Here is a 26,346-nt window from a genome sequence, read left to right on the forward strand (position 1 = left end):
GTCAACAAACATGGGCCCTGTGGGCCCGTGAATCCCAAGGTCTGCTCAAAGATTGCGCGCGTTGAAGGTGTCGCACGACTTCATGTCGCCGCTTTGATAACCCGCGCCGAACCACTTCTGGCGCTGCGCGCTGGAGCCGTGGGTGAAGCTGTCGGGCACCACTGCGCGGCCCGCCGAACGCTGCAATGCGTCGTCGCCGATCTTCTGCGCGGCGTTCATGGCGGCCTCGATGTCGCCCGGGTCGAGCCACTTCTTCGACTCCTGCGAGTGGTGAGCCCACACGCCTGCAAAGCAGTCGGCCTGCAGCTCGACGCGCACGCTCACCGCATTGTTCTGCGACTGGCTCAGGCGCCCGCGCATGCCGTCGACCTTGGCGGTGATGCCCAGTTCGTCCTGCACGTGATGGCCGACCTCGTGCGCAATGACGTAGGCCTGCGCAAACTCGCCCGGCGCGCCGAGCTGGTTCTTGAGCGTGTCGTAGAAGCCCAGGTCGATGTAGACCTTCTTGTCGCCCGGGCAGTAGAACGGCCCCATGGCCGATTGCCCGGTGCCGCAGGCCGTGGGCGTGGCACCGCGGAACAGCACGAGCCGGGGCGCCTGGTAGCTGCCGCCGTTCTGCCGGAAGATGTCGGTCCACACCACTTCGGTGTTCTTGAGCACGGTCGAGACGAAGGCCGCTTCGCGGTCGCCCGAAGGCGGCTTGGGCGCGGGGCCCTGCGGCGCCTGCTGCACCTGGGCCGGACCGCCGCCACCGCTGAGCAGGCTCAGCACCGTGAGCGGATTGATGCCGAAGACCCAGCCTGCGATCAGCGCAACCGCGATGGTGCCGATGCCGATGCTGCGGCCGCCGATGAAGCCGCCACCACCACCGCCCTCACCGCGGCGATCTTCGACGTTGTCCGATTGTTCGTTGCCTTCCCATCTCATCGCAGTCTCCTTCCCGGCGTGCACAACTGTTGCCGGATGGTGGCTGGATGGTACTTGGCCCCAGGCCGCCCGGGGTAACCGGGCGTCAGTGCCCGGCTCGCCGCCGCGTCAGGTTTTCGGCAGAGTGACGCCGCGCTGGCCCTGGTACTTGCCGCCACGGTCCTTGTAGCTGGTCTCGCAGACTTCGTCGCTCTCGAAGAACAGCACCTGGGCACAGCCTTCGCCCGCGTAGATCTTGGCGGGCAGGGGCGTGGTGTTGCTGAATTCCAGCGTCACGTAGCCTTCCCACTCGGGCTCGAACGGGGTCACGTTGACGATGATCCCGCAGCGCGCATATGTGCTCTTGCCCAGGCAAATGGTCAGCACGTTGCGCGGGATGCGGAAGTACTCGACGGTGCGCGCCAGCGCGAAGCTGTTGGGCGGGATGATGCAGTAGTCGCCGTGCATGTCGACGAAGCTCTTCTCGTCGAAGTTCTTCGGGTCGACCACGGTGCTGTGGATGTTGGTGAAGACCTTGAATTCAGGCGCGCAACGGATGTCGTAGCCGTAGCTCGAGGTGCCGTAGCTGATGATCTTGTGGCCGCCGGCCTCGCGCACCTGGCCCGGTTCGAAGGGATCGATCATTCCTTCGCTCTCGGCCATGCGCCGGATCCATTTGTCGCTCTTGATGCTCATATGCGCTCGCTGCTGCTGCGGGGGAATCGGGGCCGAATTGTGGCATGGGCGCCCTGTGCGCCCTCCCCCGGCGCACTTCAGCCGGCCTGCGAGATCACCGTGCGCTCGATCAGCCGGTCATCGCCCAGCACGATCATCGCGAAGAGCATTTCTTCCAGCGTGTTCGCCAGCTTCGTCTTGCGCGCCAGCAGCGGCGTGGCGGCGGGATTCAGCACCAGGAAGTCGGCCTCGCAGCCCGGCTGCAGGTTGCCGACCACGCCACCCAGCCCCAGCGAACGCGCCGCGCCGCCGGTGTGGTGCCACCACAGCCGCGAGGGCCAGATGCTCAGGCCGGTCTTGGTCTGGCCCTCGCGGCCCACGTAGTAGGCGGCCAGCATCGTGTGGAAGGGGCTGAAGCTGGTGCCGCCGCCCACGTCGCTCGCAAGGCCGTACGGCGACTCGATGCGGTCGGCCGCGCCGAAGTCGAAGAAGCCGCTGCCCAGGAACAGGTTGCTCGTCGGGCTCACGGCGGCGGCCGTTTTCGTCTCGCGCATCAGGCGACGGTCTTCGTCGTCGATGTAGATGCAGTGCGCGTACACGGCGCGCTCGCGCATCAGGCCGAAGCCGGCGTACACGTCGAGGTAGGAGCGCGACTTCGGATAGAGCTCCCGCGCCCATTGCACCTCGTCGCGGTTCTCGGCCACATGCGACTGGATCCAGGTGTCGCCGTACTTCGCGGCCAGCTCGCCGGCGCCGCGCATCTGCGCATCGGTGCTGGTGGGCGCGAAGCGCGGCGTGATGGCGTAGCCCAGGCGATCGACGTTGTGCCACTTGCGGATCAGCGACTCGGTATCGACGAGGCTCTGCTCGGTCTCGTCGCGCACGCCGTCGGGCGAGTTGCGGTCCTGCAGCACCTTGCCGGTGATCATGCGCAGCTGGCGGCGCTGCGCGCTCTCGAAGAAGGCATCGACCGAGGCGACATGCGAGGTCGCGAAGGTGAGCGAGGTGGTCACGCCGTTGCGCAGCAGCTCGTCGAAGAACACATCGGCCACTTCGCGCGAATGCGCCGGGTCGACGAACTTGCTTTCGGCGGGGAAGGTGTAGTTCTCGAGCCAGGGCAGGAGGCCCGGCGATGGCGCGCCGATGATGTCGGTCTGCGGAAAGTGGATGTGCATGTCCACGAAGCCCGGCGCGAGGATGCGGCCCGGCAGATGGGTCAGGTCGGCATCGGGATGGCGCGGCGACACGGCGGCGTGGCTGCCGGCATCGACGACGCGCTGGCGGCCGGTGGCATCGGGGGCGACGACCAGCAGGCCGTCTTCATCGAAAACGGGCAGGCCGGCGTCGTCGAATCGCAGGAGAGAGGCGCGGTAGGCTTTTTTCATCGTGGCTGCGGAGGGTAATCCAGCCCTGCGCCGTCGCAATTTCCATGCGCATATGAGTGCTATATGCGGAATGCACTCCCCGGGGCCCCTCAATCCCGCGGCAACGCGTGCGATTGGATATCGAAGGGCACCCCCTGCGGCACAGGCCCGTCGCCGTCCTTGCGCTTGGTCAGCAGCCCGTATTTCGACTCGATGAAATAGACGCGGTCGCCCAGCACCGCACCCGACGACGGATCATTGAGCCCAGCCACCACCGTGTGCAGGCCAAGCTTCGTGCCGTCGATGCGCGCCACGGTGACCTGGCCGCCATACGGCCCTTCGCCGAAGGCATTGCTTTCGAACAGCACCAGTCGCCCGGGCTTCCAGGCGCGGATCGCATCGACGTTCTTCATCACGCGCGGCGCCTCGATGCGCATGACTTCGCCCGCCCCGCCGTCCGCGTTCAACCCGATGCGCAGCAGATGCGACGACGCCGCCACAAGGCTCACATACACGTCGCGCCCGCCATCGATGGCGATGCCGTTCAGTCCCTTGTAGGGGCCTTCGCCGGCGAGCGCCGGGTCTTCCTTCCAGACCGTGAGCGCGGACGCGCCCGGCGCGAGCCGCAGCACGCGCGGATGGAAGGAGTCGGTCACGTAGATGTTGCCGCGCGCGTCCTGCGCCAGGTCGTTGCAGTAGCCCGCATCGGGCATCGCATGGCTCGCGCGCGGCGCGCCGGTGGCGAGGTCGTAGCGCTTGAGCGCGCTCGGCGTCTGCGGCACCGTGGTGAAGCCGCTGTTGCCCGAGCACACCCACAAGGCCTGGTGTTTCGCATCGACCAGCACGCCCTGCCCGCTCGCAAGGCCGTTGGCGCCGGGCTTCACCAGCACTTCGGCCTTCGACGCGGCGCCTGGCTTCAATCGCGCGACCGCACCCTGGCGCCAGCTGCCGACATAGAAGGCCCCGTCCGGTCCGATGGCGACGCTCTCCGGATACCAGTCCTCGGGCAGTGCCTGCGTCGCCGCCGGAGCGGCCATCGACGAGGACGCGCCCAGCGCCAGAAGCAGCGCCGCCGTCAGCGAAGCAGGGCGCCTCATTGCCACACGCGATAGACGCGCCCCGTCTGCGGCCCCTCGACGCTGCGCACATAGGCCTGTGCGGCCCGTGCGGCCGTTACCGATTCGAAGCCCGGAAAGAACGCCCCGTAGCTCGGCAGCGATTCGGTCAGCACCGTCGGGCTCACCACGTTGATGCGAATGCCGCGCGGCAGCTCGATCGCCGCGGCGCGCACGAAGCCCTCGACCCCCGCGTTGACCGCCGTCGCGTTCGCCCCTTGCCGGATCGGTTCGTCCGCCACGATGCCGGTGGTCAGCGTGATCGAGCCGCCATCGGCCAGAACGTGTTGACCCAGCAGCGCGAGCCGCACTTGGCCGAGCAGCTTGTCCTGCAGCCCGATGTTGAAATCGGCCGGCCGCATCTCGGCGAGCGGCCCGAAGAACAGGCCGCCCGCCGCCGAGACGATCGCATCGACGCGCCCCACCGCGGCATACAGCGCCTGGACGCTCGCATCGCTCGTGATGTCGACCTGCAGATCGCCGCGCGTGCGGCCTGCGCGCACCACTTCGTGTCCGCGTTCGGCCAGCACCTGTGCCACCGCGCTGCCCACCGCGCCGGTAGCGCCCACAACAAGAATCTTCATGACAAACCTCGCTGAATGAATCAAGAAGCGCCCATTGTTTTGCGAATGGATAGTTTGATAAATTGCCGTCCGGTTCGGCAATTCGAAACCCTGGGTTCTCAATATGGACAAGTTGCGCGCCATGGAAGTCTTCGTCGCGACGGTGGATGCGGGCAGCTTCGCCGCGGCGGCAGAGGCGCTCGATCTCTCGGCCGTGATGGTCGGCAAGCACATCCGCGCGCTCGAAGACCAACTGGGCGCGCGCCTGCTCGAACGCACCACGCGGCGCCACGCGCTCACGGAAATCGGCGCCGCCTACCTGGAGCGTTGCCGCGACGTGCTCGCGAGCGTGCACACCGCCGACGGCGTGGCCGAGTCGCTGCGCGCCATGCCGCAGGGCGTGCTGCGCGTCACGGCACCGGTGGCATACGGCGCGCACCGGCTCACGCCGGTGATCGGCGACTACATCGCGGCCTACCCGCAGGTGAAGGTGGACCTGGTGCTCAACGACCGCGTGGTCGACCTGGCCGAAGAAGGTTTCGACTGCGGCATCCGATCGGGTGCGGCGGTCGATGAACGCCTCATCGCGCGGCCGCTCGCCCTGGCGCGCATGTTCGCGGTCGCGAGCCCCGCCTGGGTCGCGCGCCACGGCCAGCCGAAGCACCCGTCCGACCTCGAGGCCTTTCCGCTGCTGGGCTTCGCCACCTGGGGTCCGAACCATTCATGGCGCTTCACGCGCGATGGCCAGACGGTGCACGTGCCGGTGCGCGGCCCGCTCACCACCAACAACGGGCAGGCGCTGCTCGCTGCCGCAATGGCCGGTGTGGGCGTGATCGTGCAGGCCGATGCGCTGCTCGGCCCTGCCCTCGCGTCGGGCCAGGTGGTTCAGTTGCTGCCCGAGTGGGAACTGCCGACGCGGCAGGTGCACATCATGCGATTGCCCGAAACGCGGCCGAGCGCCAAGCTGCGCACCTTCGTCGACTTCGTGGTCGAGCGACTCGGCTAGCTAACGCGTCACACGCCCCTGCACGCCGGCAACCAGCCAGTTCATCTTCAGGATCTGCTCGTCGCTCAGTTGCGCGCCCTTGGCGATCACGACGTGGCCTTCGTTGTCGCGCACATCGCCATTCACCGCACGAAACGGCTGCAGCTTGCCCGCCGCAATGTCCTGCTGACGCGCCAGCACTTCCTGCTGTACGGCCTTGGGTACCTTGGTGCCGAAGTCGCCGACGCGGATCATTCCTTCCTTCACGCCGCCCCAGAGATTGCCGCTCTTCCAGGTGCCGTCGAGCACCGCCTTCGCGCGCTGCGTGTAGTAGCCGCCCCACTGGTGGGTGACCGCGACGATCTGCGCATCGGGCGCGATCTTGCGCATGTCGGAGTGGTACGCGATGGCCATCTTGCCGCGCTCCTGCGCCGCGGCCATCACGGCGGTGGAGCCGGTGTGGAAGGCGACGACGTCGGCGTTCTGGTTGAAGAGCGCCATCGCCGCGTCGCGCTCCTTCGGCGGATCGAACCACGCGTTGAGCCACACCACGACGACCTTCGCATTCGGGTTCACCGAGCGCATGCCGAGCGTGAACGCGTTGATGCCCTGCAGCACTTCGGGAATCGGAAAGCCCGCCACGTAGCCCGCGACATTCGTCTTCGTCATGCGCCCTGCCGCGATGCCCGCGAGATAACGGCCTTCGTAGTAGCGCGCGTTGGCGGTCGCGACGTTGGCCGCAGGCTTGTAGCCCGTGATCGACTCGAACTTCACATCGGGAAAATCGCGCGCCACCTTGAGCGTCGGCTCCATGTAGCCGAAGCTGGGCGTGAAGATGAGCTGGTTGCCCTGCTGCGCGAGATCGCGGATCACGCGTTCGGCATCGGCCCCTTCGGCCACATTCTCGACGAAAGTGGTCTTCACCTTCGCACCGAGCGCCGCATCGACGGCCTTGCGGCCCTCTTCGTGCTGGCGCACCCAGCCGGCATCGGTGACCGGCGTGACGTAGACGAAGCCGATCTTCAGCGGCTCTTTCGAAGCCTGCGGTTGCGAAAAGGCGGGAGATAAAAAACAGGCGGTCACCCACGCCAGAACGGCGCGGCCCGCGAGGTTTTTGTACATGGTGGTCCTCTACATGGCCCCGGAAAAGCAAAAACCCGCAGCCGGCCGGGACGCCCAACTGCGGGGTGCGGATTTTAGTGCGGGCGCTTCAGGCCATCGCTGCCGCTTCCGCGCTCGCGCCTTTCACGCCATACCGCGCTGCAGGCACCGAGCTGGAGATCCGGCCCGACATGGCACGCCGCGCCGCATCGAAAGCGTCCCACTCGTCCTGGCTCGGCAGCGACGGGATCGTGACCTTCTCGCCCTGGTCGAGCCCCGCGAGCGCCGCATCGACCAGGTCTTCCGCGCTCATGACGATCGCGCTCGGCAGGTGCTGCACCGGCAGGCCGGCGATGCCCCAGAACTCGGTGGCCGTGGCACCGGGCAGCACGGCCTGCACGCGCACGCCCTTCTCGCCCAGCTCGTGTTGCAGCGACTGGCTGAACGCGAGCACGAAGGCCTTGCTGCCGCCGTACACGCCGTTGAGCGTTTCGGGCGAGACCGCCACGATGGACGCGATGTTGACGAGGGTGCCCGCGCCTCGTGCCACGAAGCCCGGCACGGCCGCATAGGTCAGGCGCGTGAGTGCGTTCACATTGATCGCAATCATCTCTTCCATCTTCTCGATGTTCGAGGCGAGCAGCGGCGCGGTGGCGCCGACGCCGGCGTTGTTCACCAGCAGCGTGAGGTCGCGGTTCGTGCGAATGGCGGCTTCGACGCGCGCGATGTCTTTCTTGTCGGTGAGGTCGGCGGCAATCGTCTCGATCTTGCGGCCGGTCTCGGCCGTGAGCCTGGCGGCCAGCGCCTGCAAGCGATCGTGATTCCGGGCGACCAGCACGAGGTCGAAGCCGCGGCGGGCAAGCCGGTCGGCATAGATGGCGCCGATGCCTGAAGAAGCGCCTGTGATGAGGGCGGTGCCCTTGGATGTCGCAGTCATTGGAGTTCCTTTCGAAGCCGCGTGGTTGCGGCGTGAAGGGAAGTTTCCTCCGTCAGCGCGATGGCGTAAATGTCATATAAACCTCCTTTTATGCCACTTCCGCAATTTGCCTCGCCACCCGGCGAACGGCTTGCGGCGGCTGACCCAGCGTGCGCAGGAACGCGCGCCGCATGCGCTCGGGATCGCCGAAGCCCGTTTCATCGGCCACGACGTTGAGCGCCAGCGCGCCCGCATCGATCAACGCCTTCGCTGCTTCCACGCGCAGATGCTCGACGGCCTGCGCGGGCGATTGGCCGGTTTCCGACTTGAAGGCGCGGCTGAACTGGCGCGGGCTCAGGTGCGCCACCTCGGCGAGGTCTTCGACCGACAGCGGATCGCGCAGGTTCGCGCGCGCATGCACCAGCGCCTGCTGGATGCGGTCGGACTTGGGTTCGAGTTCGAGCAGCGCCGAGTACTGTGACTGCCCGCCCGCCCTGCGGTGGTACACGACGAGGTTCTTGGCGACCATGCGCGCGGCCTCCACGCCCAGGTCCTCCTCCACCAACGCGAGCATCAGGTCGATGCCCGCCGTCATGCCGGCCGATGTCCAGAGCGAACCATCGTTGATGAAGATGCGGTCCGGCTGCACCTTGGCCAGCGGATGTCGCTTCTGCAGTTCCTGTGCGAAGGCCCAATGCGTGGTCACGCGGCGGCCGTCCAACAGTCCCGCATCCGCCAGGCCGAAGGCACCGGTGCAGATGCTCGCGATCCGGCGCGAACTGCGCTCGCCCGCGCGCAGCATTCTGCAAAGCCCTTCGGAGGTCGGCTCGATGGTGAGCGCGCCGGTCATTACCAGCGTGTCGAACTTCGATGCTGTCAACCGCTTCGTCTCGACGCCGATGCCCGACGAACTGGAAATGGCTCCGCCGGTTTCCGACAGCAGCTCGACCTTGTAGACCGGCTTGCCCGCGTGCTTGTTGGCCAGCTCGAAGGCGGCGACGGCGGCCAGATCGAGGATCTGGAAGCCCGGAAAAACGACGACGGCGATGCGCTTCTGCATGATGTCCTGAAAAGAGGTAATTTCGACATTCCGGCCGAAAGGCTACGTGACATCCTCCGACCGGTCAATCAGCCGTCCCACGCGGCACCACAAGAAAGAAGCTCTATGAAAGTCAATGGAATCGAACGTCCGCTCGATGTCGACGGCGACACGCCCGTGCTCTGGGTGCTGCGCGACGTGCTCGGCATGACGGGCACCAAGTTCGGCTGCGGCCTGGGCATGTGCGGGGCCTGCACGGTGCATGTCGACGGCGTGGCCACGCGCTCGTGCATCACCCCCGTCGAATCGGTGGCCAACGCCAACGTGAGCACCATCGAATCGCTCGCGGGCACACGCGTCGGGCGCGCACTGCAGAAGGCCTGGCTCGACCTCGACGTCGTGCAATGCGGCTACTGTCAATCGGGCCAGCTGATGTCGGCCACGGCCCTCTTGAGCAAGAACACCTCCCCCACCGACGAGGAGATCGACGGCGCCATGAGCGGCAACATCTGCCGATGCGGCACCTATGTGCGCATCCGCGCCGGCATCAAGGAAGCGGCCCGCGCCCTTTCCGGCAAGACAGCAGCAAAGGCGGCCTGACATGATCCTCGATCGATTGGCAACCCCTGAAGCCGACACCGCGCTGTCGCGCCGCGGCTTTCTCTCGGTGGGTGCTGCGCTCGGCGGCGGCCTGCTGATCGGCGTCGGCTTCGGTGCCGCCCCTTCCACGGCCGATGCGGCCGGCTCCGCCACTGCGCCCTGGACACCCAACGCCTTCGTGCGCATCGCCCCCGATGGCCAGGTGACCGTGGTCATGGGCTTCATCGAAATGGGCCAGGGCACGTACACGAGCATCCCGATGCTGATTGCCGAAGAGCTCGAGATAGACCTCGCCAGCGTGCGCCTCGAACACGCGCCGCCGAGCGACAAGCTCTACGGCAACCCGCTGCTGGGCTTCCAGGTGACGGGCGGCTCCACCACGATCCGCGGCGCCTACGAGCCGATGCGGCGCGCCGGCGCCACGGCCCGCACGGTGCTCGTGCAGGCGGCGGCGCAGCGCTGGCGCGTCGAGCCGGCCTCGTGCCGCGCGGTGCGTGGCGAGGTGGTCCACACCGCGAGCGGACGCCGCCTCAAATACGGCGCGCTGGTCGCCGATGCCGCCAAGCTCCCCGTGCCCGAGAAGGTCGAGCTCAAGCCGCAAGCCGACTTCAAGCTGATCGGCACATCGGCCAGGCGCCTGGACACACCCGCCAAGGTCAACGGCACCGCGATGTACGGCATCGACGTGCGCGTTCCCGGCATGAAGGTCGCCACGCTGAAGCAGTCGCCGGTGTTCGGCGGCCGCGTGCGCAGCGTCGACGACGCCGCGGCACTGAAGGTGCGTGGCGTGCGCCAGGTCGTGCGGCTCGATGACTGCGTGGCCGTTGTCGCCGACCACATGGGCGCGGCGAAGAAGGGCCTGGCCGCCCTCGTCGTCGAATGGGACGACGGCGCCAATGCCAAGGTGAGCACGGAAAGCATCGTGCAGTCGATGGCCGCGGCTTCGCAGAAGCAGGGCGCGGTCGTGCGCAAGGAAGGCGACAACGCCAAGGCCATGGCCGGCGCGGCGCAGCGGCTGGAGGCCGTCTACGAAGTGCCCTTCCTGGTCCACGCGGCGATGGAGCCACTCAACTGCACCGTGCACGTTCGCAAGGACAGCTGCGAGGTGTGGGTCGGCACGCAGGTGCTCACCCGCGCGCAGGCCGCGGCCGCCGCGGTCACCGGCCTGCCGGTGGAGAAGGTGACGGTGCACAACCACCTGCTCGGCGGCGGCTTCGGCCGGCGGCTGGAGGTCGACAGCATCACGCGCGCCGTGCAGATCGCGCAGAAGGTCGACGGGCCCGTCAAGGTGATCTGGACGCGCGAAGAAGACACGCAGCACGACATGTACCGCCCGTACTTCTACGACCGCGTGAGCGCGGGGCTCGATGCACAAGGCAAGCCCGTCGCCTGGAGCCACCGCATCACCGGCTCCTCGATCCTCAAGCGCTGGCTGCCGCCGGCCTACAACAACAACTTCGACCCCGAGACCATCGACGGCGCCGAGAAGCCGCCCTACGCGCTGCCGAACATCCTGGTCGACTACGTGAACCACGAGCCGCCGGTGCCGACCGCGTTCTGGCGCGGCGTGGGGCCGACGCACAACGTGTTCGTGGTCGAGAGCTTCATCGACGAGCTCGCCACCGCCGCGAAGACCGACCCAGTCGCCTTCCGCACCGCGCTGCTCGCGCAGAACCCGCGTGCGCTGGGCGTGCTCAAGCTCGCCGCGGAAAAGGCCGGCTGGGGCCAGCCCCTGCCCGCGGGCCAGGGGCGCGGCGTGTCGCTGCAGTTCGCCTTCGGCACCTTCATGGCGCTGGTGGTGGATGCGGAGGTCACCAAGTCGGGCGACGTGAACGTCAAGCGCGTGGTCTGCGCGCTCGACGCGGGCGTGATCGTCAACCCCGACACCGTGCAGGCGCAGGTGCAGAGCGGCGTGATCTTCGGCATCTCGGGCGCGCTCTGGGGCAAGGCGACGGTGAAGGACGGGCGCATCGAGCAATCGAACTTCCACGACGTGCGCGTGGTGCGGATGAACGAGACACCGCTCATCGAGACCCACATCGTCGCGAGCAAGGAAGCCCCCGGCGGCATGGGCGAGCCCGGCACCTCGGGGCTCGCGCCTGCGCTGACGAATGCCATCTTCGCGGCGACGGGCAAGCGGCTGCGCAAGCTGCCGATCGATCCGGAGCTGCTCAAGACGGCCTGACCGCCGCCAGCAGCCGCGCGGCGCGCACCCATCCAACGCCGCGATGGGTGCCGCCGCGAATCGGCAGGCGCGGGTTCGGCCGTGCCGCCACACAATCGGCTCGCCCCATGACGAACTCGCCCTCCTACGCCAGCAGCGCTCACTGGCAGCGCAACCTCGCCGTCTGCATGTTCGGCTCCTTCACCACCATCGTGGCGATGACGCTGCTGCTCCCTTTCCTGCCGCTCTACGTCGAGCAGCTGGGCGTGAAGGACCATGCGGCCATCGTGCAGTGGTCCGGCGTGGCCTATGGCGCCACCTTCTTCAGCGCCGCGCTGGTGGCACCGCTGTGGGGGCGCCTGGCCGACCGCTACGGCCGCAAGCCGATGCTGATCCGCGCGAGCCTGGGCATGGCGGTGGCGATGGCGCTCATCGGCATGGCCGGCAACGTGTGGCAACTGGTCGGCCTGCGTCTGCTCGCGGGCCTGCTGGGCGGCTACGCCTCGGGCTCGATGGTGCTGGTCGCCACGCAGACGCCGAAGGACCGCACGGGCTGGGCGCTCGGCACCATGTCCTCGGCCATCATGGCCGGCAACCTCGTGGGCCCGCTGATCGGCGGCGCGCTGCCACCGCTCATCGGCATCCGCGCGACCTTCTTCGCGGCGGGCGCGATGATCTTCGTGGCCTTTCTCGCCACCGCCTTCATGATCCGCGAGGAGAAGAAGGCACCCGCTGCCGCCAAACAGAGCGACGCTGCCGACACCGGCTGGGCCGCCATCCCCGACAAGCGCCCGCTCATCGCAATGCTCTTCACCGGCATGCTGCTGATGCTGGCCAACATGTCGATCGAGCCGATCATCACCGTCTACGTCGCCACGCTGGTCGAAGACCCGAACCGGGTGACGATGATGGCCGGCCTCGTGATGTCGGCGGCCGCGCTCGGCAGCATCCTCTCGGCCTCGCGCCTGGGCAAGCTGGCCGACCGCGTCGGGCATTGGAACGTGATCGTCGGGTGCCTGGCGGTGTCGGCGGTGCTGCTGGTTCCGCAGGCCTTCGTCACCTCGGGCTGGCAACTGGTGGTGCTGCGCTTCCTCATGGGGCTGTCGCTCGGCGGGCTCCTGCCCTGCATCGCGAGCGTGATCCGCCACAACGTGCCCGAGCGCGTGGCCGGCAACATGCTCGGCTATTCGACTTCGGCGCAGTACACGGGGCAGGTCGCGGGCCCGCTGCTCGGCGGCTTCGTGGGCGGGCACATCGGCATGCGGGCCGTGTTCCTCGGCACCTGCGTGCTCATGGCCGCAGGCGCCGGGTGGAACTGGCTGGCGAAGCGGCGGTAGCCCGGGCGTCGCCCACACCTTCTTAGCTCGTGCCTGGCTGCACGTGCCGCCGCACCGCCTCCAGCAACAGCGTGGCGAGCCGCCCGACTGGCGCTTCGGCGCTGGCCTGCGCGCGATAGAGCGACATCGACATCTGCGGCAGCGCCGGCAGGCCGACCGCCGTGCGGTCGATGGCACGCACATGCGAAGGCAGCCCGAAGGGCGTGCGCACCGTGAGGCCGAGGCCGGCCGAGCTCGCGGCCCACAAGGCCGCAAGGCTGGCGCTGGTGAACGCGTGGCGCCACGGCACGCCGGCGCGGTCGAGCGTCTTGGTGACGATCTCGCGCAGCGGGCATGGCGCATCGAGCAGCACCAGCGGCAGCGGCTCCTTCGACTTGCGCGCGCCGCGACCTCCGCCTTCGCGGCGCTCGCGCTCCTTCCACCAGGCCGCATCGAGCACATCGCCGGAGGCTGGGCCGATCCATTGCAGCGGCAGGCGCGCCACGCGCTCGGCATGCATCGACGGCGGGTGGTCGCCCGCATCCCACGCCAGCGCGAGGTCGAGCTTTCCGATCTCGAGGCGCTCGCGCAGCTCGGCGCTGCGCGCCACGCAGGCCTCGATGCGCACCTTGGGATGCGCGCGCGCAAAGCGCCCGAGCACCGCGGGCAGCAGCGTCTCGCCGAAGTCTTCCTGCAGGCCCAGGCGCACCCAGCCCTCCAGGTCTGCGCCGCGCATGGCAGCGCTCGCCTCTTCGTTGAGCTCGAGCATGCGGTGGGCATAGGCCAGCAGCGTTTCGCCGGCGTCGGTGAGCTCCAGCCCGCGGCCGGCCTTGCGGAACAGCACGGTGCCGGCCTGCGCCTCCAGCTTCTTCAATTGCGCGCTCACCGCCGAGGTCGAGCGGCCCAGCCGGTCGGCTGCGCGGGCATAGCTTCCGAGTGCGATGCCGGTGGAAAAGCTGCGCAGCACATCGAGATCGAACATCACCTGGGACATGGACTCATCCTTTTTTGATCATCCTGTTTTTCAGGATGGTTCTCGCATTATTTTCTGATTTTCAAAACCTTGGCAACGGCGGAAACTTCGCCGCACCATGACCCATTCGCCTCTTTCCCCTTCGTATTCGCCCCGCCATCGCTGGAAGGTGCTGGCCGCGGGCGTGGCCGCCAACGCGGCGTTCTCCGTGGCCTTCAGCGGCATTCCGATGACGGCGGTGCTGATGCGCACCGGCTACCAGCTCGACAACGCCACGCTCGGTCTCGTGCTCGGCCTCATGGGCCTGGGCATCGCGGTGAGCGAGTTGCCGTGGGGCCTCTTGACCGACCGCTGGGGTGATCGGCCGGTGCTGCTCATCGGGCTCGGCAGCACCGCGATCGCCCTCGTCGCGATGGCGCTCTGGGCCGCGCCGAGCGGGCAGCACATTCCCGGGCTCGGATGGCTCGCCGCGGGCCTGTTGCTGGTCGGCCTGCTGGGCGGCAGCGTCAACGGTGCGAGCGGCCGCGCGGTGATGACATGGTTCGAAGCAGGCGAACGCGGGCTCGCGATGAGCATCCGCCAGACCGCCGTGCCATTGGGTGGCGGCATCGGGGCATTGGTGCTGCCGTTCGTCGCGCTGCACTTCGGCTTTGCCGCGCTCTACGGCCTCTTGGCGCTGCTGTGCGCACTGAGTGCATTGATGAGCTGGGCGTGGGTGCACGAGCCGCCGATCGCACCGCGCACCAAGGCCAGCGTCGCCGAAGCGGCGATCGCATCGAAGACCGGCCCGCTGCGCGATGCCCGCGTCTGGCGCATCGTGCTGGGCATCGGCATTCTTTGCGCGCCGCAGTTCGCGGTGCTGTCCTTCGGCACGGTGTTCCTGCACGACTTCGGCCACGCGGGCCTCGCAACCATCACCGCCACCATGGTCTTCACGCAGGTCGGTGCGATGGTGATGCGCGTGTGGAGCGGCCGCTGGACCGACCGCCGCCGCAACCGCCCCGCCTACCTGCGCGCCTGCAGCGCACTCAGCGTGCTTCTGTTCGCCGTGCTCGCAGTGCTGGTGATGGCCGCGGGCACGCACGCCGCCGATTCACTGGCGCTGCGCATCGCGCTGGTCGTGCTGCTGGGAGTGAGCGGTGTCTGCGTGTCGGCCTGGCACGGCGTGGCCTACACCGAGCTCGCCACGCTGGCCGGCGCGGCGCGCGCCGGCACCGCGCTGGGCATGGCGAACACCAGCGTGTTCCTGGTGTGCTTCGTCACGCCCTTCTCCATTCCGCACCTGCTCGCGCTGCAGGGCTGGCCGATGGTGTGGCTTGCAGCCAGCGCCTGCGCGCTGGTGGCGATGCCGCTGCTGGTGCCCCGGCCGGTTGCTTCGGATCAGAAGCTCGCGAAGACGGCGTTGAGCCGGTCCACATAAGCGCGCTTGGCGGCCTCATCGATGAAGCTGCCCTCGAAGCTGTTGGCCGCTAGCTGCCAGGCGTGCTGCACGCTGAGCCCCGTGGCCTCGAAGGTCTGCGTGAAGTTCTGGTTCATGTAGCCGCCGAAGTAGGCGGGGTCGTCGGAGTTGACCGTGGCCACCAGTCCCGCATCGAGCAGCGCGCCGAGGTTGTGCTTCGACAGGTCCGGGAACACGCACAGCTTGAGGTTCGACAGCGGACACACGGTGAGCGGAATGCGGTCTTGCGCGAGCCGCTTCATCAGCGCCGGGTCTTTCGCGCTCTGCACGCCGTGGTCGACGCGCTCGACCTTGAGCACATCGAGCGCGCTCCACACGTATTCGGGCGGGCCTTCTTCGCCCGCGTGCGCGACGAGGTGCAGACCCAGTTCGCGGCAGCGTGCGAACACGCGCGCGAACTTCTCGGGCGGATGGCCGACTTCGCTCGAATCGAGGCCCACGCCGATGAACTTGTCCCGGAACGGCAGCGCCTGCTCCAGCGTTTCGAAAGCCTCTTCTTCGCTCAGATGGCGCAGGAAGCACAGGATGAGCGATGCGCTCACGCCGAGCTTCGGCCCTGCATCGACGCACGCGCGATGCAGGCCGTCGATCACCGTTTCCATCGGCACGCCGCGCGCGGTGTGCGTCTGCGGGTCGAAGAACATCTCGGTGTGCACCACGTTGTCGGCCGCGGCGCGTTCCAGGTAGGCCCAGGCCATGTCGTAGAAGTCCTGTTCCTTCAGCAGGACGCTCGCGCCGGCGTAGTAGATGTCCAGGAAGCTCTGCAGGTTGGTGAAGGCATAAGCCTTGCGCAGGTCTTCGACGCTGGCATACGGAATGGCCACGCCGTTGCGCTGCGCGAGCGCGAAGATCAGCTCGGGTTCGAGCGAGCCTTCGATGTGCATGTGCAGCTCGGCCTTGGGCATGGCGCGCAGCAGCTCGGGGAGGCGGTCGGCGGGAATGTTGTCGAAGCGCTTGTCGTAGACAGGGCGGAAGTCGGTCATGGCGTGGGAAATCTGCGTTGTGATCCCGCACAGCATAAGCGCAGCCACGGCCTGCGCCATCACCGCAAACGTATGACCGTCAGTCGATGCTGCGGGCCGAGTTCGTGAGCGAGCGTGCGCAGAGCAGCAGCGTCGGCGCCAGCTTGCGCACCGCCTCGTCCATCGTCCAGCGGCTGGTCGGCGCGACCACGTGCACCGATGCGACGGGACGGCCCTGGCTGCCGATCACAGGCGCAGCAATGGTCATGTCGCCGAGGAACAGCTCTTCGGCATTGGTGGCAAAGCCCTGCCGCCGCGCCTGGCGCAGCACCTCGAGGATTTCGTCGACATCGGTGCGGGTGTGCGCGGTGTGCATCACGCGATCGGACGCCTCGATGAGCGCCCGCGCCTCGTCCTCGGGCAGCGCACTCAGGTAGGCACGCCCCGAAGCCGTGCAGTACATCGGGATGCGGCTGCCGATCGGCATGTGCACCGGCACGAACTGCGCGCTCACGAAGCGCGCGACGTAGACCATGTCCAGCCCGTCGGGCTCGGTGAGGCACGAGGTCTCGGTCGTCACCTTGGTCAGCTCCGCGAGGAAGGGGTTGGCCACGTCGATCAGCGAATTGGCCGCCAGGTAGTTGAAGCCGATTTCCATGACCCGCGGCGTGAGCTGGTAGCGCCGCGTCTTCGGGTGCTTGCGCACGTAGCCCAGCTTCTCGAGCGTGAAGACCATGCGCTGCGCCGAGCTCTTGGTGATGTCGGTGGCCTCGGCCACGTCGGCCAGCGTCATGGTGCGGCGCCGGGCGCTGAAAGCCTGCAGCACGGCCAGGCCCTTCTCCAGCGACTGGTTGAACAGCAGGCTGGGGCTGTCTTCGGGGGCGGATTCGGGTGTGGCGTCCATGGCTGCGGAGTATAGCCACGTCGACCTGAAATATCGAATATCGATACTTTAAATTCGACTAGTGGTTTTTCTTTATTGATATGAGATTCAAAAGAATCGACTATTGGCATGCATGTTGCATCGGCCGTTTCGCCTTTCTGCCGTTCCTTTTCTCCAGTTTCCTTCCTGCTCTTTCACCTTCCCCGAGGAGTGCTTCCGTGAAACCCATCGTTCATCGCATCGTTCGCCACCTTCACCGCCTGGCCCTGGGCCTCTGCGTCGCGGGTGCCGCCTCGCTGGCCGGCGCGCAGGGCGCGACGCCCGCCACCTACAACGTGGGCGCCACGGCCACCGGCGTGCCGTTCACCTTCCTGGACGTGAAGACCAACACCATCCAGGGAATGATGGTCGACACCGTCACTGCGGTCGGCAAGGCCGGCGGCTTCGGCGTCAACGTGCAGCAGACGGTGTTCTCCGCGCTCATTCCCTCGCTCACCGCCCGCAAGATCGACATCGTCTCGGCCGCGATGCTCAAGACCGCGGCGCGCCAGGAAGTAGTCGACTTCAGCGACCCGGTGTATTCGTACGGCGAGGGCCTGATCGTCAAGAGCGACGACACCCGCGCGTATGTCTCGCTCGACGAACTCAAGGGCGAGGTGGTCGGCGCGCAGGTCGGCACCGTGTTCCTGGACATGCTCAACAAGAAGGGCATCTTCAAGGAAGTGCGCAGCTACGACTCGGTGGCCGACATGACGCGCGACCTCTCGCTCGGCCGCATCAAGGCGGGCCTGGGCGACCAGCCCATCATTGCCTACCAGCTGCGGCAGAACACCTTCCCCGGCGTGAAGCTGGTGGAGAGCTACAAGCCCGTGAACGTGGGGGATGTGTGCCTCGTCGTGCGCAAGGGCGACACCGAGACCATGGCGCGCCTGAACAAGGCCATCGCGGCGATCAAGGCCGACGGCACGTTGGCGAAGATCGTCCAGAAGTGGGGCATCTGACGGCGCATCGCACCCATGGCTGCTTCCTTTCTCCAGAACGCGCAGGACTTCCTGCCGATCCTCCTGCAGGGCGCCGTGGTCACGGTGCAGGTCACCGTGCTCTCGTTCCTGCTGAGCAGCGCACTCGGCCTCGGGCTCGCGCTGATGAAGCTCTCGCCCGTGCGCGCACTCGCGTGGACGGGCGCTGTGATCATCAACGTGATCCGCGGGCTGCCGATCATCGTGCAGCTGTTCTACATCTACTTCGTGCTGCCCGAGTTCGGCGTGCAGCTCACCGCCTTCCAGGCTGGCGTGATCGGCCTCGGTATCGCCTACTCGGCTTACCAGGCCGAGAACTTCCGCGCCGGCATCGAGGCCGTCGATCCGGGCCAGCGCGAGGCCGCGCAGGCCATGGGCATGCGCTCGGCGCTGATCATGCGGCGCGTGATCCTGCCGCAGGCCTTTCGGATCGCGCTGCCGCCGTACGGCAACACGCTGGTGATGATGCTCAAGGACTCCTCGCTCGTCTCCACCATCACCGTGGCCGAGATGACCCGCGCCGGCCAGCTCATCGCCTCGTCCACCTTTCAGAACATGACGGTCTACACGCTCGTCGCCCTGCTCTACCTGCTCATGAGCCTGCCGCTGGTCTATGGCCTGCGGCGGCTCGAGAAGCGCTTCGGCGCCGGGAGGAAGCAGCCATGATCCGCGTCGATGGACTGGAGAAGCGCTTCGGCACGCATCGTGTGCTGCAGGGCGTGAGCCTGCATGTGGATGCGGGCGAGGTGGTATGCCTCATCGGGCCTTCGGGCTCGGGCAAGTCGACGGTGCTTCGCTGCATCAACGGGCTGGAGTCGTACGAAGGCGGCGAGGTGCGCGCCTTCGGCGAGCGCGTCGATCGCGACAGCAACGCCATCCACCGCCTGCGCAGCCGCATGGGCATGGTGTTCCAGCGCTTCAACCTGTTCCCGCACCGCACGGTGCTGGAGAACGTGATGGAAGGCCCGGTCTACGTGCTGGGCCACAAGCCCGCAGAGGCGCGAGAGGAAGCGCTCGCGCTGCTCGCCAAGGTGGGGCTCGCCGAGAAGGCGCAGGCTTATCCGGCGCAACTCTCCGGCGGCCAGCAGCAGCGCGTGGCGATCGCCCGCGCGCTCGCGATGAAGCCCGAGGCCATGCTGTTCGACGAGCCCACCTCCGCGCTCGATCCCGAGCTGGTCGGCGACGTGCTCGGCGTGATGCGCGCGCTGGCCGACGAAGGCATGACCATGATCGTGGTGACGCACGAGATGGGCTTCGCGCGCGAGGTGGCCGACCGCGTGTGCTTCCTGCACAGCGGCAGCATCGTCGAGGAAGGCCCGGCCGCGCAGGTGCTGGGCGCGCCGAAGCAGCCGCGCACGCAGGACTTTCTGCGGCGCGTGCTGCATCCGTCGTCGACGGCCGCGGTCGTGCCTGCCGAGGTGCGTTCATGAGTGCATCGCAGCCGCTGCCACCCTCCCTGTGGGCGGCCACCGCGCCCCCTGCCCCGCCGACACCGCCGCTCCGCGAATCGCGCAAGGTCGATGTGCTGGTCGTCGGCGGCGGCTTCACCGGCCTCTCGACCGCGCTGCACCTCGCCGAAGCGGGCGTGCAGGTCTGTGTGCTCGAGGCGCATGAACCCGGCTGGGGTGCGTCCGGCCGCAACGGCGGGCAGGTCAACCCCACGCTGAAGCATGACCCCGACGAGCTGACCCGCCTGTACCGCAGCGAGCGCGCAGCGCCGCTGATCGACGCAGTCTCCCACTCGGCCGACGTGGTGTTCGATCTGATCGCGCGACACGGCATCGACTGCCAGCCGGTACGCAACGGCTGGCTGCAGGTCGCCTACTCCCCCAAGCAAGTGGCCGGACTCCATGCGCGCGCAGAGCAATGGGCCAGGCACGGCGTGAAGACCGAGATGCTCGACCGCGCCGCCGTCAGCGCGCGCCTGGGCACCGAGGCCTTCGCGGGTGGCTGGCTCGATCCGCGCGCCGGGGGCATCCAGCCGCTGGCCTACACGCGCGGCCTGGTGCGCGCCGCGCAGGGTTTCGGTGCGGCCGTGCATGGCGGCACCGAAGTCACGGCACTGGAGCGCCGCGGCGCGCACTGGCACGCGAGCACGTCGACCGGCGCCACTGTCACCGCGGACCAGGTGGTGCTGGCGACCAACGGCTACACCGGGCCGCTGTGGCCGGGGCTGTCGCGCACCGTGCTCGCGGCGAACAGTTTCATCGTCGCCACGGCCCCGCTCGAAGGCGCCGCCGCCGATGCCATCCTGCCGCGCGGCGAAACGGCTTCGACCTCGCAGCGACTGCTGCTGTATTTCCGCAAGGATGCGCAAGGCCGGCTGCTGATGGGCGGGCGCGGGCACTTCGCCGACCCGGGCGGGCCGGCGGACTTCGCGCACCTGGAGCGCTCGCTCGAACTGCTGTTCCCCCAACTGGGACCGCTGCGCTACGAATACCGTTGGGCCGGCCGCATCGCCGTCACGCGCGACTTCATGCCGCATGTGCACACGCCCGCACCGGGCATGACGATCGCGCTGGGTTACAACGGGCGCGGCATTGCGCTGGCGACGAGCATGGGCAAGCATCTCGCGGCCCGGCTCGTGGATGCGAAGGCGGAGTTTCCGTATCCGGTGACGGAGATCCGTCCGATACCGCTGCATGGGTTGCAGCGCTTCTATGTGGCGGGTGGGGTGGCCTGGTACAGCTTGCTGGACCGGTTGGCTTGAGCGAATTTCTCAGGCCACTTCCGGCACGCAAGAGGACAAACCATCCGAGGGAGCGGCTACCCCGCACTGGTGGAAATGAGTTTTCCTGACCGGGCTCGCCGCCATGCGTCGACAACGCTACGCTTCGATCCTCCGACCCAAAGGACACCCATGACGCCCACCATGCGCGCCGTCGTACTCGACGCCCCGGGACCGCCCGAGGCTCTGAAGATTCGCGTTCTGCCCATCCCCGTGCCCCGGCCCGCGGAGGTGCTGATCAAGGTGCGCGCCTTCGGGCTCAACCGCTCCGAGCTGCACACCCGCCTCGGCATGGCCGAAGGCGTGACCTTCCCCCGCGTGCTGGGCATCGAGGCGTGCGGCGAAGTCGCCGCGTGCTCGGGCAACGAATTCGCAGTCGGGCAGCAGGTCGTCGCGATGATGGGGAACATGGGCCGCACCTACGACGGCGGCTATGCCGAATACACCTGCGTGCCAGCTTCGAACGTGATCGCATTCAAGAGCGCGTTGCCATGGGAGGTTCTTGGCGCGGTGCCCGAGATGCTGCAGACCGTGTATGGGTCGCTCGTGTCGGCGCTCGATGCGCAGGCGGGTCAATCGATCCTGATCCGCGGCGGGACGTCGTCGGTCGGGCTGGCCACGGCAAGCCTTGCGAAGCAACTCGGACTGACGGTTCTCGCGACCACGCGAAGTGCCGCCAAGCAATCGGCGCTGGTCGTGGCCGGTGTGGATCACGTGCTCATCGATGACGGTGCCGTGGCGCCGCAGGTCCGCAGGCTTCTCCCGGACGGGGTCGATCTCGCGCTCGAACTGGTCGGAACGCCCACGCTGCCCGACACCTTGCGCGCATTGCGCCGGCGGGGCGTCGCCTGCTTCACCGGCATGCTGTCGAACGAATGGACCGTCAAGGATTTCTACCCGATCGGCTATCTACCGAATGCAGTGAGGCTGTGCGCCTACTCGGGCGAGGCGGCCGACCTGCCGTCATCGGTCTTGCAGCGGTATCTCGACGACGCTGCGGCGGGCAAGCTCTCGGTTCCCATCGACAGAACCTACGCGTTCGACGACATCGCCGAGGCGCACAGGGCGATGGAGCAGAACGAAGCCAAGGGCAAGTTGGTCGTCGTGGTCTAGCGCTCAACGCGCCTTGAGCGCCCACAGCGCGTCGAGCACACGCTGCGTCGCGCGCTCGACGGGGCCCGACCGGTGGGCAATGCCCAGCTCCCGCCAAAGGGCCGGGCGCAGAGGACGCATCGCGATGCGCGCGTCCGGCTGCAGCGCTCCCGCTTCATGCGGCAGGAGCGTCGCACCGTAGCCTGCGGCGACGAGGCTCTTGATCGCATCGTTGTAGTTGAGCTCGATCCGCGGTGTGGGCCGATGGCCGCCCAGCGCAAACCATTCCGAGACTAGGCGTGACAGGCGCGTGGTGGCGTCGTTGAGGATCAGCGGCTGCGCCGCGAGCCACTTCGGGGTGACCCTGGCAGGAGCACGCCAGTCGGCTGGCAAGAAGGCCATGACGGGGTCGCGGCGCCAGGGCCGGATCGACAGCCCCGCAACCGGCGACTGCGGCAGCGCGACCAGCCCGACATCCAGTTTGCCTTGTGCAAGGCGCGCCAGCGTGTCCTGCGAAGTGAGCACTGCGATCTGCACATCGATGTCCGGATGATCCTCGCGAAGCAGCGCGATGGCCTGCGGCAACAGGTGAGAGATCGCGCCTGTCGAGGCGCCGAGCCGCACGCGTCCGGCCAGCCCCAGCACCTGCCGGCTGACGTCGTCCAGCGTCGACTCGATCTCGGCCAGCAGCCGGCGTGCACGCTCCACCAGCAATTCGCCGACGGCCGACGGCCGCACGTCCCCGCGCCGCCGGGACAGGAGCGGAGCGCCCACACGCCCCTCCAGCTCGGCGATGTGCAGGCTGACCGTCGGCGGCGCGAGATGCAGCACCTGCGCCGCGGCCGCGAAGGATCCATGGTCTGCGATCGCCACCAGCGTGCGCAAACGATCGAGGCTGATTTCGCGCATGTGAGATCTCTGCTTCAGGAAATATGAACCACAGGATTGCCAAATTCAACTTTTCATATTTTATCGACCAGAGAAGAATTGCGACATATCCACCCAGAGACCGAATCAGGAGCGCGCAACATCATGAGTCTTCCGACCATCTTCATCGACGGTGACCAGGGCACCACCGGGCTGCAGATCCATGAGCGCCTGCGCGATCGCACCGACCTGCAGCTCCTGACGCTGCCGGCCGCCGAACGCAAGGATCCACGGCGTCGCGAGGAGGCGATCAATGCGTGCGACATCGCGATTCTTTGTCTGCCGGATGCGGCTGCACGCGGCGCGGTCGGCTTCATCCGGAATCCGGCCGTCCGTGTGATCGACGCGAGTTCAGCGCATCGCACGCACGCGGAATGGGTCTATGGCTTTCCCGAGATGGCCCAGGGGCATGCACAACGGATTGCACGAGCCCGGCGCGTCAGCAATCCGGGCTGCTATCCGACCGGTGCCATCGCCCTGTTGCGGCCGCTGATGGAAGCGGGCCTTCTGCCGCGCGACTACCCGGCGACGGTCTATGCGACCTCCGGCTATTCGGGGGGTGGAAGGGCAGCGATCGATGCGCACGAAGCCAGCGACACGCCGGCCGTGGCACCGTCCCAGGTCTATGGCCTGGCGCTGGCGCACAAGCACACGCCTGAAATCCAGGAATACGCCGGGCTGGCGCACCGTCCGTTCTTCGTGCCGGCCTATGGCGCCTACCGGCAGGGAATCGTTCTGACCGTGCCGCTTGAGCTGCGCCTGTTGGCGAGTGGCGTCGACGGTGTCCGGTTGCAGGCATGCCTTGCGCATCACTACGCGAATGTGCGCCACGTCAAGGTCATGTCGCTTGCGGAGACACAAGCGATGGCGCACCTCGATCCGCAGGCGCTGAACGGAACCAACGACCTGCAGCTGGGTGTGTTCGCCAATGCGGACCACGGGCAGGTACTGCTGTCCGCCGTCTTCGACAACCTGGGCAAGGGCGCGTCTGGCGCGGCTGTTCAGAACCTCGAGTTGATGCTGAGCGCGTAGCCAGCGCGCTCAGCGGGGATAGCCGATCTCGGCGATGTCATCCGCGAGCGACGCCAGATCGATATCGGGATTGAGCCGCTGGACGAACGCGACGCTGAGCGGCTCGTGGCGGTAGATCGCGGCCACATCGTCCACATCGACATCGCACTGGTAGTAGTCGCTGGCGAACTCGACGTATTGCTCAGGTCGTCCCGCAAGAATGCCGAGCAACTCGGCCGATCCATCGGGATCTTCGCCCGCTGGAAGCTCGACCTGTCCGCACGACCACTGCTCGTCATCGCTCAGGCGCCAGATGCAGAACGTGCTGTCCTGGGTGGTGAATGCGGGCTCCCGCAAGAGGTTCGCGTGGAACGCTGCCGGCAAGCGGTCGAAGATGGCCGGCTGCGGATTGCCGGGCCTGAACATCGGTGCCTCATGCGCGAGGCCATGAATGGCGGCGCCCGCCGCGCAGAAGATGGCGAACCAATGGTCGCCCGAGCCGTTGCGCATCGAAGCCATCATTGCGTCATCCGACCACACCTGGTTGAACGAGTAGTACCGATACTCCCACTCCGGCGACAGAATGGCGTCGAGCATCGCAAGCGACTGCGCCAGCCTTTTCAGTTCTGGAATGGCCGGGAGGTCTTTCAGGTTCTTCGTCGAGAGGGTCATGGCATCCCTTGTTTTTCCGCGAATTCGATCTGCGCCTGTATCTCCTGGATCACCGCCGCCTTCTCCCGGTTGTAGACCTCCGGATTGACGGGATCGATCGTGTGCGCGTGGTCCTTGGCCTCTTCGTACTTCCTGCGCAGGTCGGGACGCCTGTCGAGGATGTCCATGAAGGCCAGCGAGTCCTTGTGCACCGGATCGCCACGGTGGCAGATGTGGATGTTGATGTTGAACCTGCGCCCGTCGTGCACGACGCTCGCGCATACATAGGGTTTCTCATCTTTATCCACCCATACGGCACGCCGATGAAACCCGAGCGCCTCGAACGCCTGTTGCTCGCGGCGCAAATCCTCCCTCTGCGTGATGGCAACAGCATCGACCATCGGCTTTCCCCGCAGGCCACGAATGGCGGTGCTGCCGATGTGAACGAGCTCCACGCCCTCGAGGTGCTCCTGAATGTGGCGCTGAACTTGCGCGAACACCTCGGCGTACGCGGGGTCGTAGGGCAGGATGTTGCGGTGTTCCAGGCTCTCATCGAACGCATCGATCTTCATGATTGCTCCATGCGAATTGTTCATCGCGGGTGACCACGCCGGGTCGAATGGTAGTCCGCTACCCGTCGCACGACCGGCTCGCGAAGCATCGACACGCCTGAGGCTGTCTGCGTCGTCGAAGCCGGTGCAGCAGCTGGACCGTACGCTGTGCGAGATCGCTGCGCGACATGGGGAGGCGCGGTGCGATTGGGTCATGCAGGAGATGGAGTACCCGGGGCCGCCCGCCGCAACCTGTGCAGGTTGATCGCGCGGACCAGCAGACCAGCAAGTGCCAGACCGGCTACGATCTTGCCGATTCAATTCGGGTCGAGTGCTGCAATGAGGAACTGATCGAATGACCACGATTGTCGAAAACACCGGCTTCGTCACGCTCATCAACGTCTTCAAGGTCGATCCCCAAAGACAACAGGATCTCATCGACCTGCTCACGCGTGCCACCGATACATCCGTGCGCCACGTGCCAGGCTTTGTTTCCGCGGCGCTTCACCGCAGCGTCGATGGCACGAAGGTCACGATGTACGCGCAATGGCAGAGCGCTGAGCACTACCAGGCCATGCGCGCGAACCCGGTCGCTTCCCCTTACCTCGAACAGGCACTTGCCATTGCCACGTTCGACCCGGGAATGTACGAGGTGGCCAAGGTCTTCTCTGCATCTGCCGGACCGAGCGGCGACTGATGCCTGTCCCTCGAAACAGGCCGCCTCCGGGGAAGACTGACCGTTGGCCCAACATATGGAAGACGAATCACGTCCGCAACGCATGAACTCCTTCGATTTCGACACGCTGCGCATTCAGATCCGCGAAGCGGCCCGCTCCGCCTTCGGCGCGCTGCGTGCACAGCATCCTGGCGAACGGTTCTATGCCATGGCGCTGTACACCGACGACGGCGCGATGACGGTGTGCCCGAGCGCCAACAGTGAGGAAGCTTTTCAGCGCATGCTGCTGGACGGCGACTTCAGCGATCCCGCCGACGTCGCGTACGCCCGCTGGGGCACTGCGGAGTGGGCCTACGAAGCCCTGCATGCGGAACAGTTCGACGCACCGTGCGAGCGCCTTCGCACCCATGTGTCGACGCTGGGCGGCGGCCGTGCCTTCGGCGCCTTCTGCTCGCGACTGCACGACGCGATGACTCAGGCACTGGCCGAGCTGGATCAGGAAGGCTTCTTCGGCACCGGCGCCGACAGGCAGGCGTTGACCCTGTTCTGCAGCATCTCGGACTCCGACGAAGCCGAAGCGCTGGAGGACCGGTCAGCGAAGCAGCTGAATCCGCCTGCAGTATTCGCTGCCTTCAAGAAGCGCTGGGACGCCTCCTCTACCTGATCCACG

General features: G+C 67.2%; 27 protein-coding genes. 13 read left to right on the forward strand and 14 right to left on the reverse strand.

Annotation, left to right across the window (positions count from 1 at the left end; translation table 11 throughout):
- Positions 1-45: 45 nt before the first annotated feature.
- The 5 genes from GNX71_RS24560 to GNX71_RS24580 all read right to left on the reverse strand — a co-directional run bounded on the left by GNX71_RS24560 (position 46) and on the right by GNX71_RS24580 (position 4,644).
- Positions 46-927 carry a neutral zinc metallopeptidase gene (locus GNX71_RS24560; RefSeq protein WP_206174836.1) on the reverse strand — a complete coding sequence of 294 codons (882 nt, stop codon included), beginning with the start codon at positions 925-927 and terminating at the stop codon, positions 46-48.
- A gap of 108 nt (positions 928-1,035) precedes the next feature.
- The gene (dcd, locus tag GNX71_RS24565; RefSeq protein WP_206174837.1) at positions 1,036-1,602 is read right to left on the reverse strand and encodes a dCTP deaminase; all 567 of its coding nucleotides are present in this window, start codon (positions 1,600-1,602) and stop codon (positions 1,036-1,038) included.
- Positions 1,603-1,679: 77 nt separating this feature from the next.
- A complete protein-coding gene (guaD, locus tag GNX71_RS24570) occupies positions 1,680-2,966 on the reverse strand; it encodes a guanine deaminase (protein WP_206174838.1) in 1,287 nt (428 codons plus the stop codon).
- Positions 2,967-3,055: 89 nt separating this feature from the next.
- A complete protein-coding gene (locus GNX71_RS24575; protein ID WP_241027045.1) occupies positions 3,056-4,042 on the reverse strand; it encodes a hypothetical protein in 987 nt (328 codons plus the stop codon).
- Positions 4,039-4,644 (reverse strand): short chain dehydrogenase, encoded by a 606-nt coding sequence (locus GNX71_RS24580; RefSeq protein ID WP_206174839.1) that lies wholly within the window; start codon positions 4,642-4,644, stop codon positions 4,039-4,041. Before GNX71_RS24580 ends, GNX71_RS24575 begins: the two co-directional genes overlap by 4 nt.
- Positions 4,645-4,765: 121 nt before the next feature.
- Between GNX71_RS24580 and GNX71_RS24585 the strand changes: the two genes are divergently transcribed.
- The gene (locus GNX71_RS24585; protein ID WP_241027046.1) at positions 4,766-5,629 is read left to right on the forward strand and encodes a LysR family transcriptional regulator; all 864 of its coding nucleotides are present in this window, start codon (positions 4,766-4,768) and stop codon (positions 5,627-5,629) included.
- Here the strand turns inward: GNX71_RS24585 and GNX71_RS24590 are convergent, their stop codons facing one another.
- The 3 genes from GNX71_RS24590 to GNX71_RS24600 form a co-directional block, all read right to left on the reverse strand.
- Positions 5,630-6,730, reverse strand: coding sequence for a BMP family ABC transporter substrate-binding protein (locus GNX71_RS24590; protein ID WP_206174841.1), 1,101 nt, complete (start codon positions 6,728-6,730; stop codon positions 5,630-5,632).
- 88 nt (positions 6,731-6,818) lie between these two features.
- The gene (locus GNX71_RS24595) at positions 6,819-7,646 is read right to left on the reverse strand and encodes an SDR family oxidoreductase (protein WP_206174842.1); all 828 of its coding nucleotides are present in this window, start codon (positions 7,644-7,646) and stop codon (positions 6,819-6,821) included.
- An 88-nt stretch (positions 7,647-7,734) separates the two neighbouring features.
- On the reverse strand, positions 7,735-8,685 hold the full coding sequence (locus tag GNX71_RS24600) for a GlxA family transcriptional regulator (RefSeq protein WP_206174843.1): 951 nt from the start codon (positions 8,683-8,685) through the stop codon (positions 7,735-7,737).
- Positions 8,686-8,790: 105 nt separating this feature from the next.
- Between GNX71_RS24600 and GNX71_RS24605 the strand changes: the two genes are divergently transcribed.
- From GNX71_RS24605 to GNX71_RS24615, 3 genes are all read left to right on the forward strand, one after another.
- Positions 8,791-9,264, forward strand: coding sequence for a (2Fe-2S)-binding protein (locus tag GNX71_RS24605; RefSeq protein WP_206174844.1), 474 nt, complete (start codon positions 8,791-8,793; stop codon positions 9,262-9,264).
- A gap of 1 nt (position 9,265) precedes the next feature.
- Positions 9,266-11,449 carry a xanthine dehydrogenase family protein molybdopterin-binding subunit gene (locus GNX71_RS24610; protein ID WP_206174845.1) on the forward strand — a complete coding sequence of 728 codons (2,184 nt, stop codon included), beginning with the start codon at positions 9,266-9,268 and terminating at the stop codon, positions 11,447-11,449.
- 107 nt (positions 11,450-11,556) lie between these two features.
- Positions 11,557-12,765, forward strand: coding sequence for an MFS transporter (locus tag GNX71_RS24615; protein WP_206174846.1), 1,209 nt, complete (start codon positions 11,557-11,559; stop codon positions 12,763-12,765).
- Between the two features lie 22 nt (positions 12,766-12,787).
- Here the strand turns inward: GNX71_RS24615 and GNX71_RS24620 are convergent, their stop codons facing one another.
- Positions 12,788-13,738 carry a LysR substrate-binding domain-containing protein gene (locus tag GNX71_RS24620; RefSeq protein ID WP_206174847.1) on the reverse strand — a complete coding sequence of 317 codons (951 nt, stop codon included), beginning with the start codon at positions 13,736-13,738 and terminating at the stop codon, positions 12,788-12,790.
- A 97-nt stretch (positions 13,739-13,835) separates the two neighbouring features.
- Here GNX71_RS24620 and GNX71_RS24625 point away from each other — a divergent pair, with 97 nt between their 5' ends.
- Positions 13,836-15,137, forward strand: coding sequence for an MFS transporter (locus tag GNX71_RS24625; protein WP_206174848.1), 1,302 nt, complete (start codon positions 13,836-13,838; stop codon positions 15,135-15,137).
- Here the strand turns inward: GNX71_RS24625 and GNX71_RS24630 are convergent.
- Together GNX71_RS24630 and GNX71_RS24635 are read right to left on the reverse strand one after the other, a co-directional pair.
- Positions 15,098-16,159, reverse strand: a complete 1,062-nt coding sequence (locus GNX71_RS24630) for an adenosine deaminase (RefSeq protein WP_206174849.1) — start codon at positions 16,157-16,159, stop codon at positions 15,098-15,100. The genes GNX71_RS24625 and GNX71_RS24630 overlap by 40 nt on opposite strands.
- 79 nt (positions 16,160-16,238) lie before the next feature.
- Positions 16,239-17,042, reverse strand: coding sequence for an IclR family transcriptional regulator (locus tag GNX71_RS24635; RefSeq protein WP_206174850.1), 804 nt, complete (start codon positions 17,040-17,042; stop codon positions 16,239-16,241).
- Positions 17,043-17,239: 197 nt separating this feature from the next.
- Between GNX71_RS24635 and GNX71_RS24640 the strand changes: the two genes are divergently transcribed.
- From GNX71_RS24640 to GNX71_RS24660, 5 genes are all read left to right on the forward strand, one after another.
- The gene (locus GNX71_RS24640; RefSeq protein WP_206174851.1) at positions 17,240-18,022 is read left to right on the forward strand and encodes an ABC transporter substrate-binding protein; all 783 of its coding nucleotides are present in this window, start codon (positions 17,240-17,242) and stop codon (positions 18,020-18,022) included.
- Positions 18,023-18,037: 15 nt separating this feature from the next.
- The gene (gene ehuD, locus GNX71_RS24645) at positions 18,038-18,706 is read left to right on the forward strand and encodes an ectoine/hydroxyectoine ABC transporter permease subunit EhuD (RefSeq protein WP_206174852.1); all 669 of its coding nucleotides are present in this window, start codon (positions 18,038-18,040) and stop codon (positions 18,704-18,706) included.
- The gene (locus GNX71_RS24650) at positions 18,703-19,470 is read left to right on the forward strand and encodes an amino acid ABC transporter ATP-binding protein (protein ID WP_206174853.1); all 768 of its coding nucleotides are present in this window, start codon (positions 18,703-18,705) and stop codon (positions 19,468-19,470) included. The genes ehuD and GNX71_RS24650 overlap by 4 nt, the downstream gene beginning before the upstream one ends.
- The gene (locus GNX71_RS24655) at positions 19,467-20,750 is read left to right on the forward strand and encodes an FAD-binding oxidoreductase (RefSeq protein ID WP_206174854.1); all 1,284 of its coding nucleotides are present in this window, start codon (positions 19,467-19,469) and stop codon (positions 20,748-20,750) included. The genes GNX71_RS24650 and GNX71_RS24655 overlap by 4 nt, the downstream gene beginning before the upstream one ends.
- Before the next feature lie 150 nt (positions 20,751-20,900).
- Entirely contained in the window at positions 20,901-21,881 is a 981-nt protein-coding gene (locus GNX71_RS24660) for a zinc-binding alcohol dehydrogenase family protein (protein WP_206174855.1), read from the forward strand.
- Between the two features lie 3 nt (positions 21,882-21,884).
- On the opposite strand, the gene GNX71_RS24665 is transcribed toward GNX71_RS24660, so the two are convergent.
- Complete coding sequence (locus GNX71_RS24665; RefSeq protein ID WP_206174856.1) at positions 21,885-22,769, reverse strand: LysR family transcriptional regulator; 885 nt, start codon at positions 22,767-22,769, stop codon at positions 21,885-21,887.
- A 123-nt stretch (positions 22,770-22,892) separates the two neighbouring features.
- On the opposite strand from GNX71_RS24665, the gene argC reads away from it, so the two are divergent.
- Positions 22,893-23,819, forward strand: coding sequence for an N-acetyl-gamma-glutamyl-phosphate reductase (gene argC / locus GNX71_RS24670; protein ID WP_206174857.1), 927 nt, complete (start codon positions 22,893-22,895; stop codon positions 23,817-23,819).
- Between the two features lie 9 nt (positions 23,820-23,828).
- On the opposite strand, the gene GNX71_RS24675 is transcribed toward argC, so the two are convergent.
- Both GNX71_RS24675 and GNX71_RS24680 read right to left on the reverse strand, forming a co-directional pair.
- Positions 23,829-24,470, reverse strand: coding sequence for a hypothetical protein (locus GNX71_RS24675; RefSeq protein WP_206174858.1), 642 nt, complete (start codon positions 24,468-24,470; stop codon positions 23,829-23,831).
- A complete protein-coding gene (locus GNX71_RS24680; RefSeq protein ID WP_206174859.1) occupies positions 24,467-25,021 on the reverse strand; it encodes a GrpB family protein in 555 nt (184 codons plus the stop codon). Before GNX71_RS24680 ends, GNX71_RS24675 begins: the two co-directional genes overlap by 4 nt.
- Before the next feature lie 334 nt (positions 25,022-25,355).
- Between GNX71_RS24680 and GNX71_RS24685 the strand changes: the two genes are divergently transcribed.
- Together GNX71_RS24685 and GNX71_RS24690 are read left to right on the forward strand one after the other, a co-directional pair.
- On the forward strand, positions 25,356-25,697 hold the full coding sequence (locus GNX71_RS24685) for an antibiotic biosynthesis monooxygenase family protein (RefSeq protein WP_206174860.1): 342 nt from the start codon (positions 25,356-25,358) through the stop codon (positions 25,695-25,697).
- A gap of 82 nt (positions 25,698-25,779) precedes the next feature.
- Entirely contained in the window at positions 25,780-26,340 is a 561-nt protein-coding gene (locus GNX71_RS24690) for a DUF4303 domain-containing protein (protein ID WP_206174861.1), read from the forward strand.
- Positions 26,341-26,346: the final 6 nt, after the last annotated feature.

This window comes from Variovorax sp. RKNM96 (genome assembly GCF_017161115.1).
Classification (GTDB): Bacteria; Pseudomonadota; Gammaproteobacteria; order Burkholderiales; family Burkholderiaceae_C; genus Variovorax.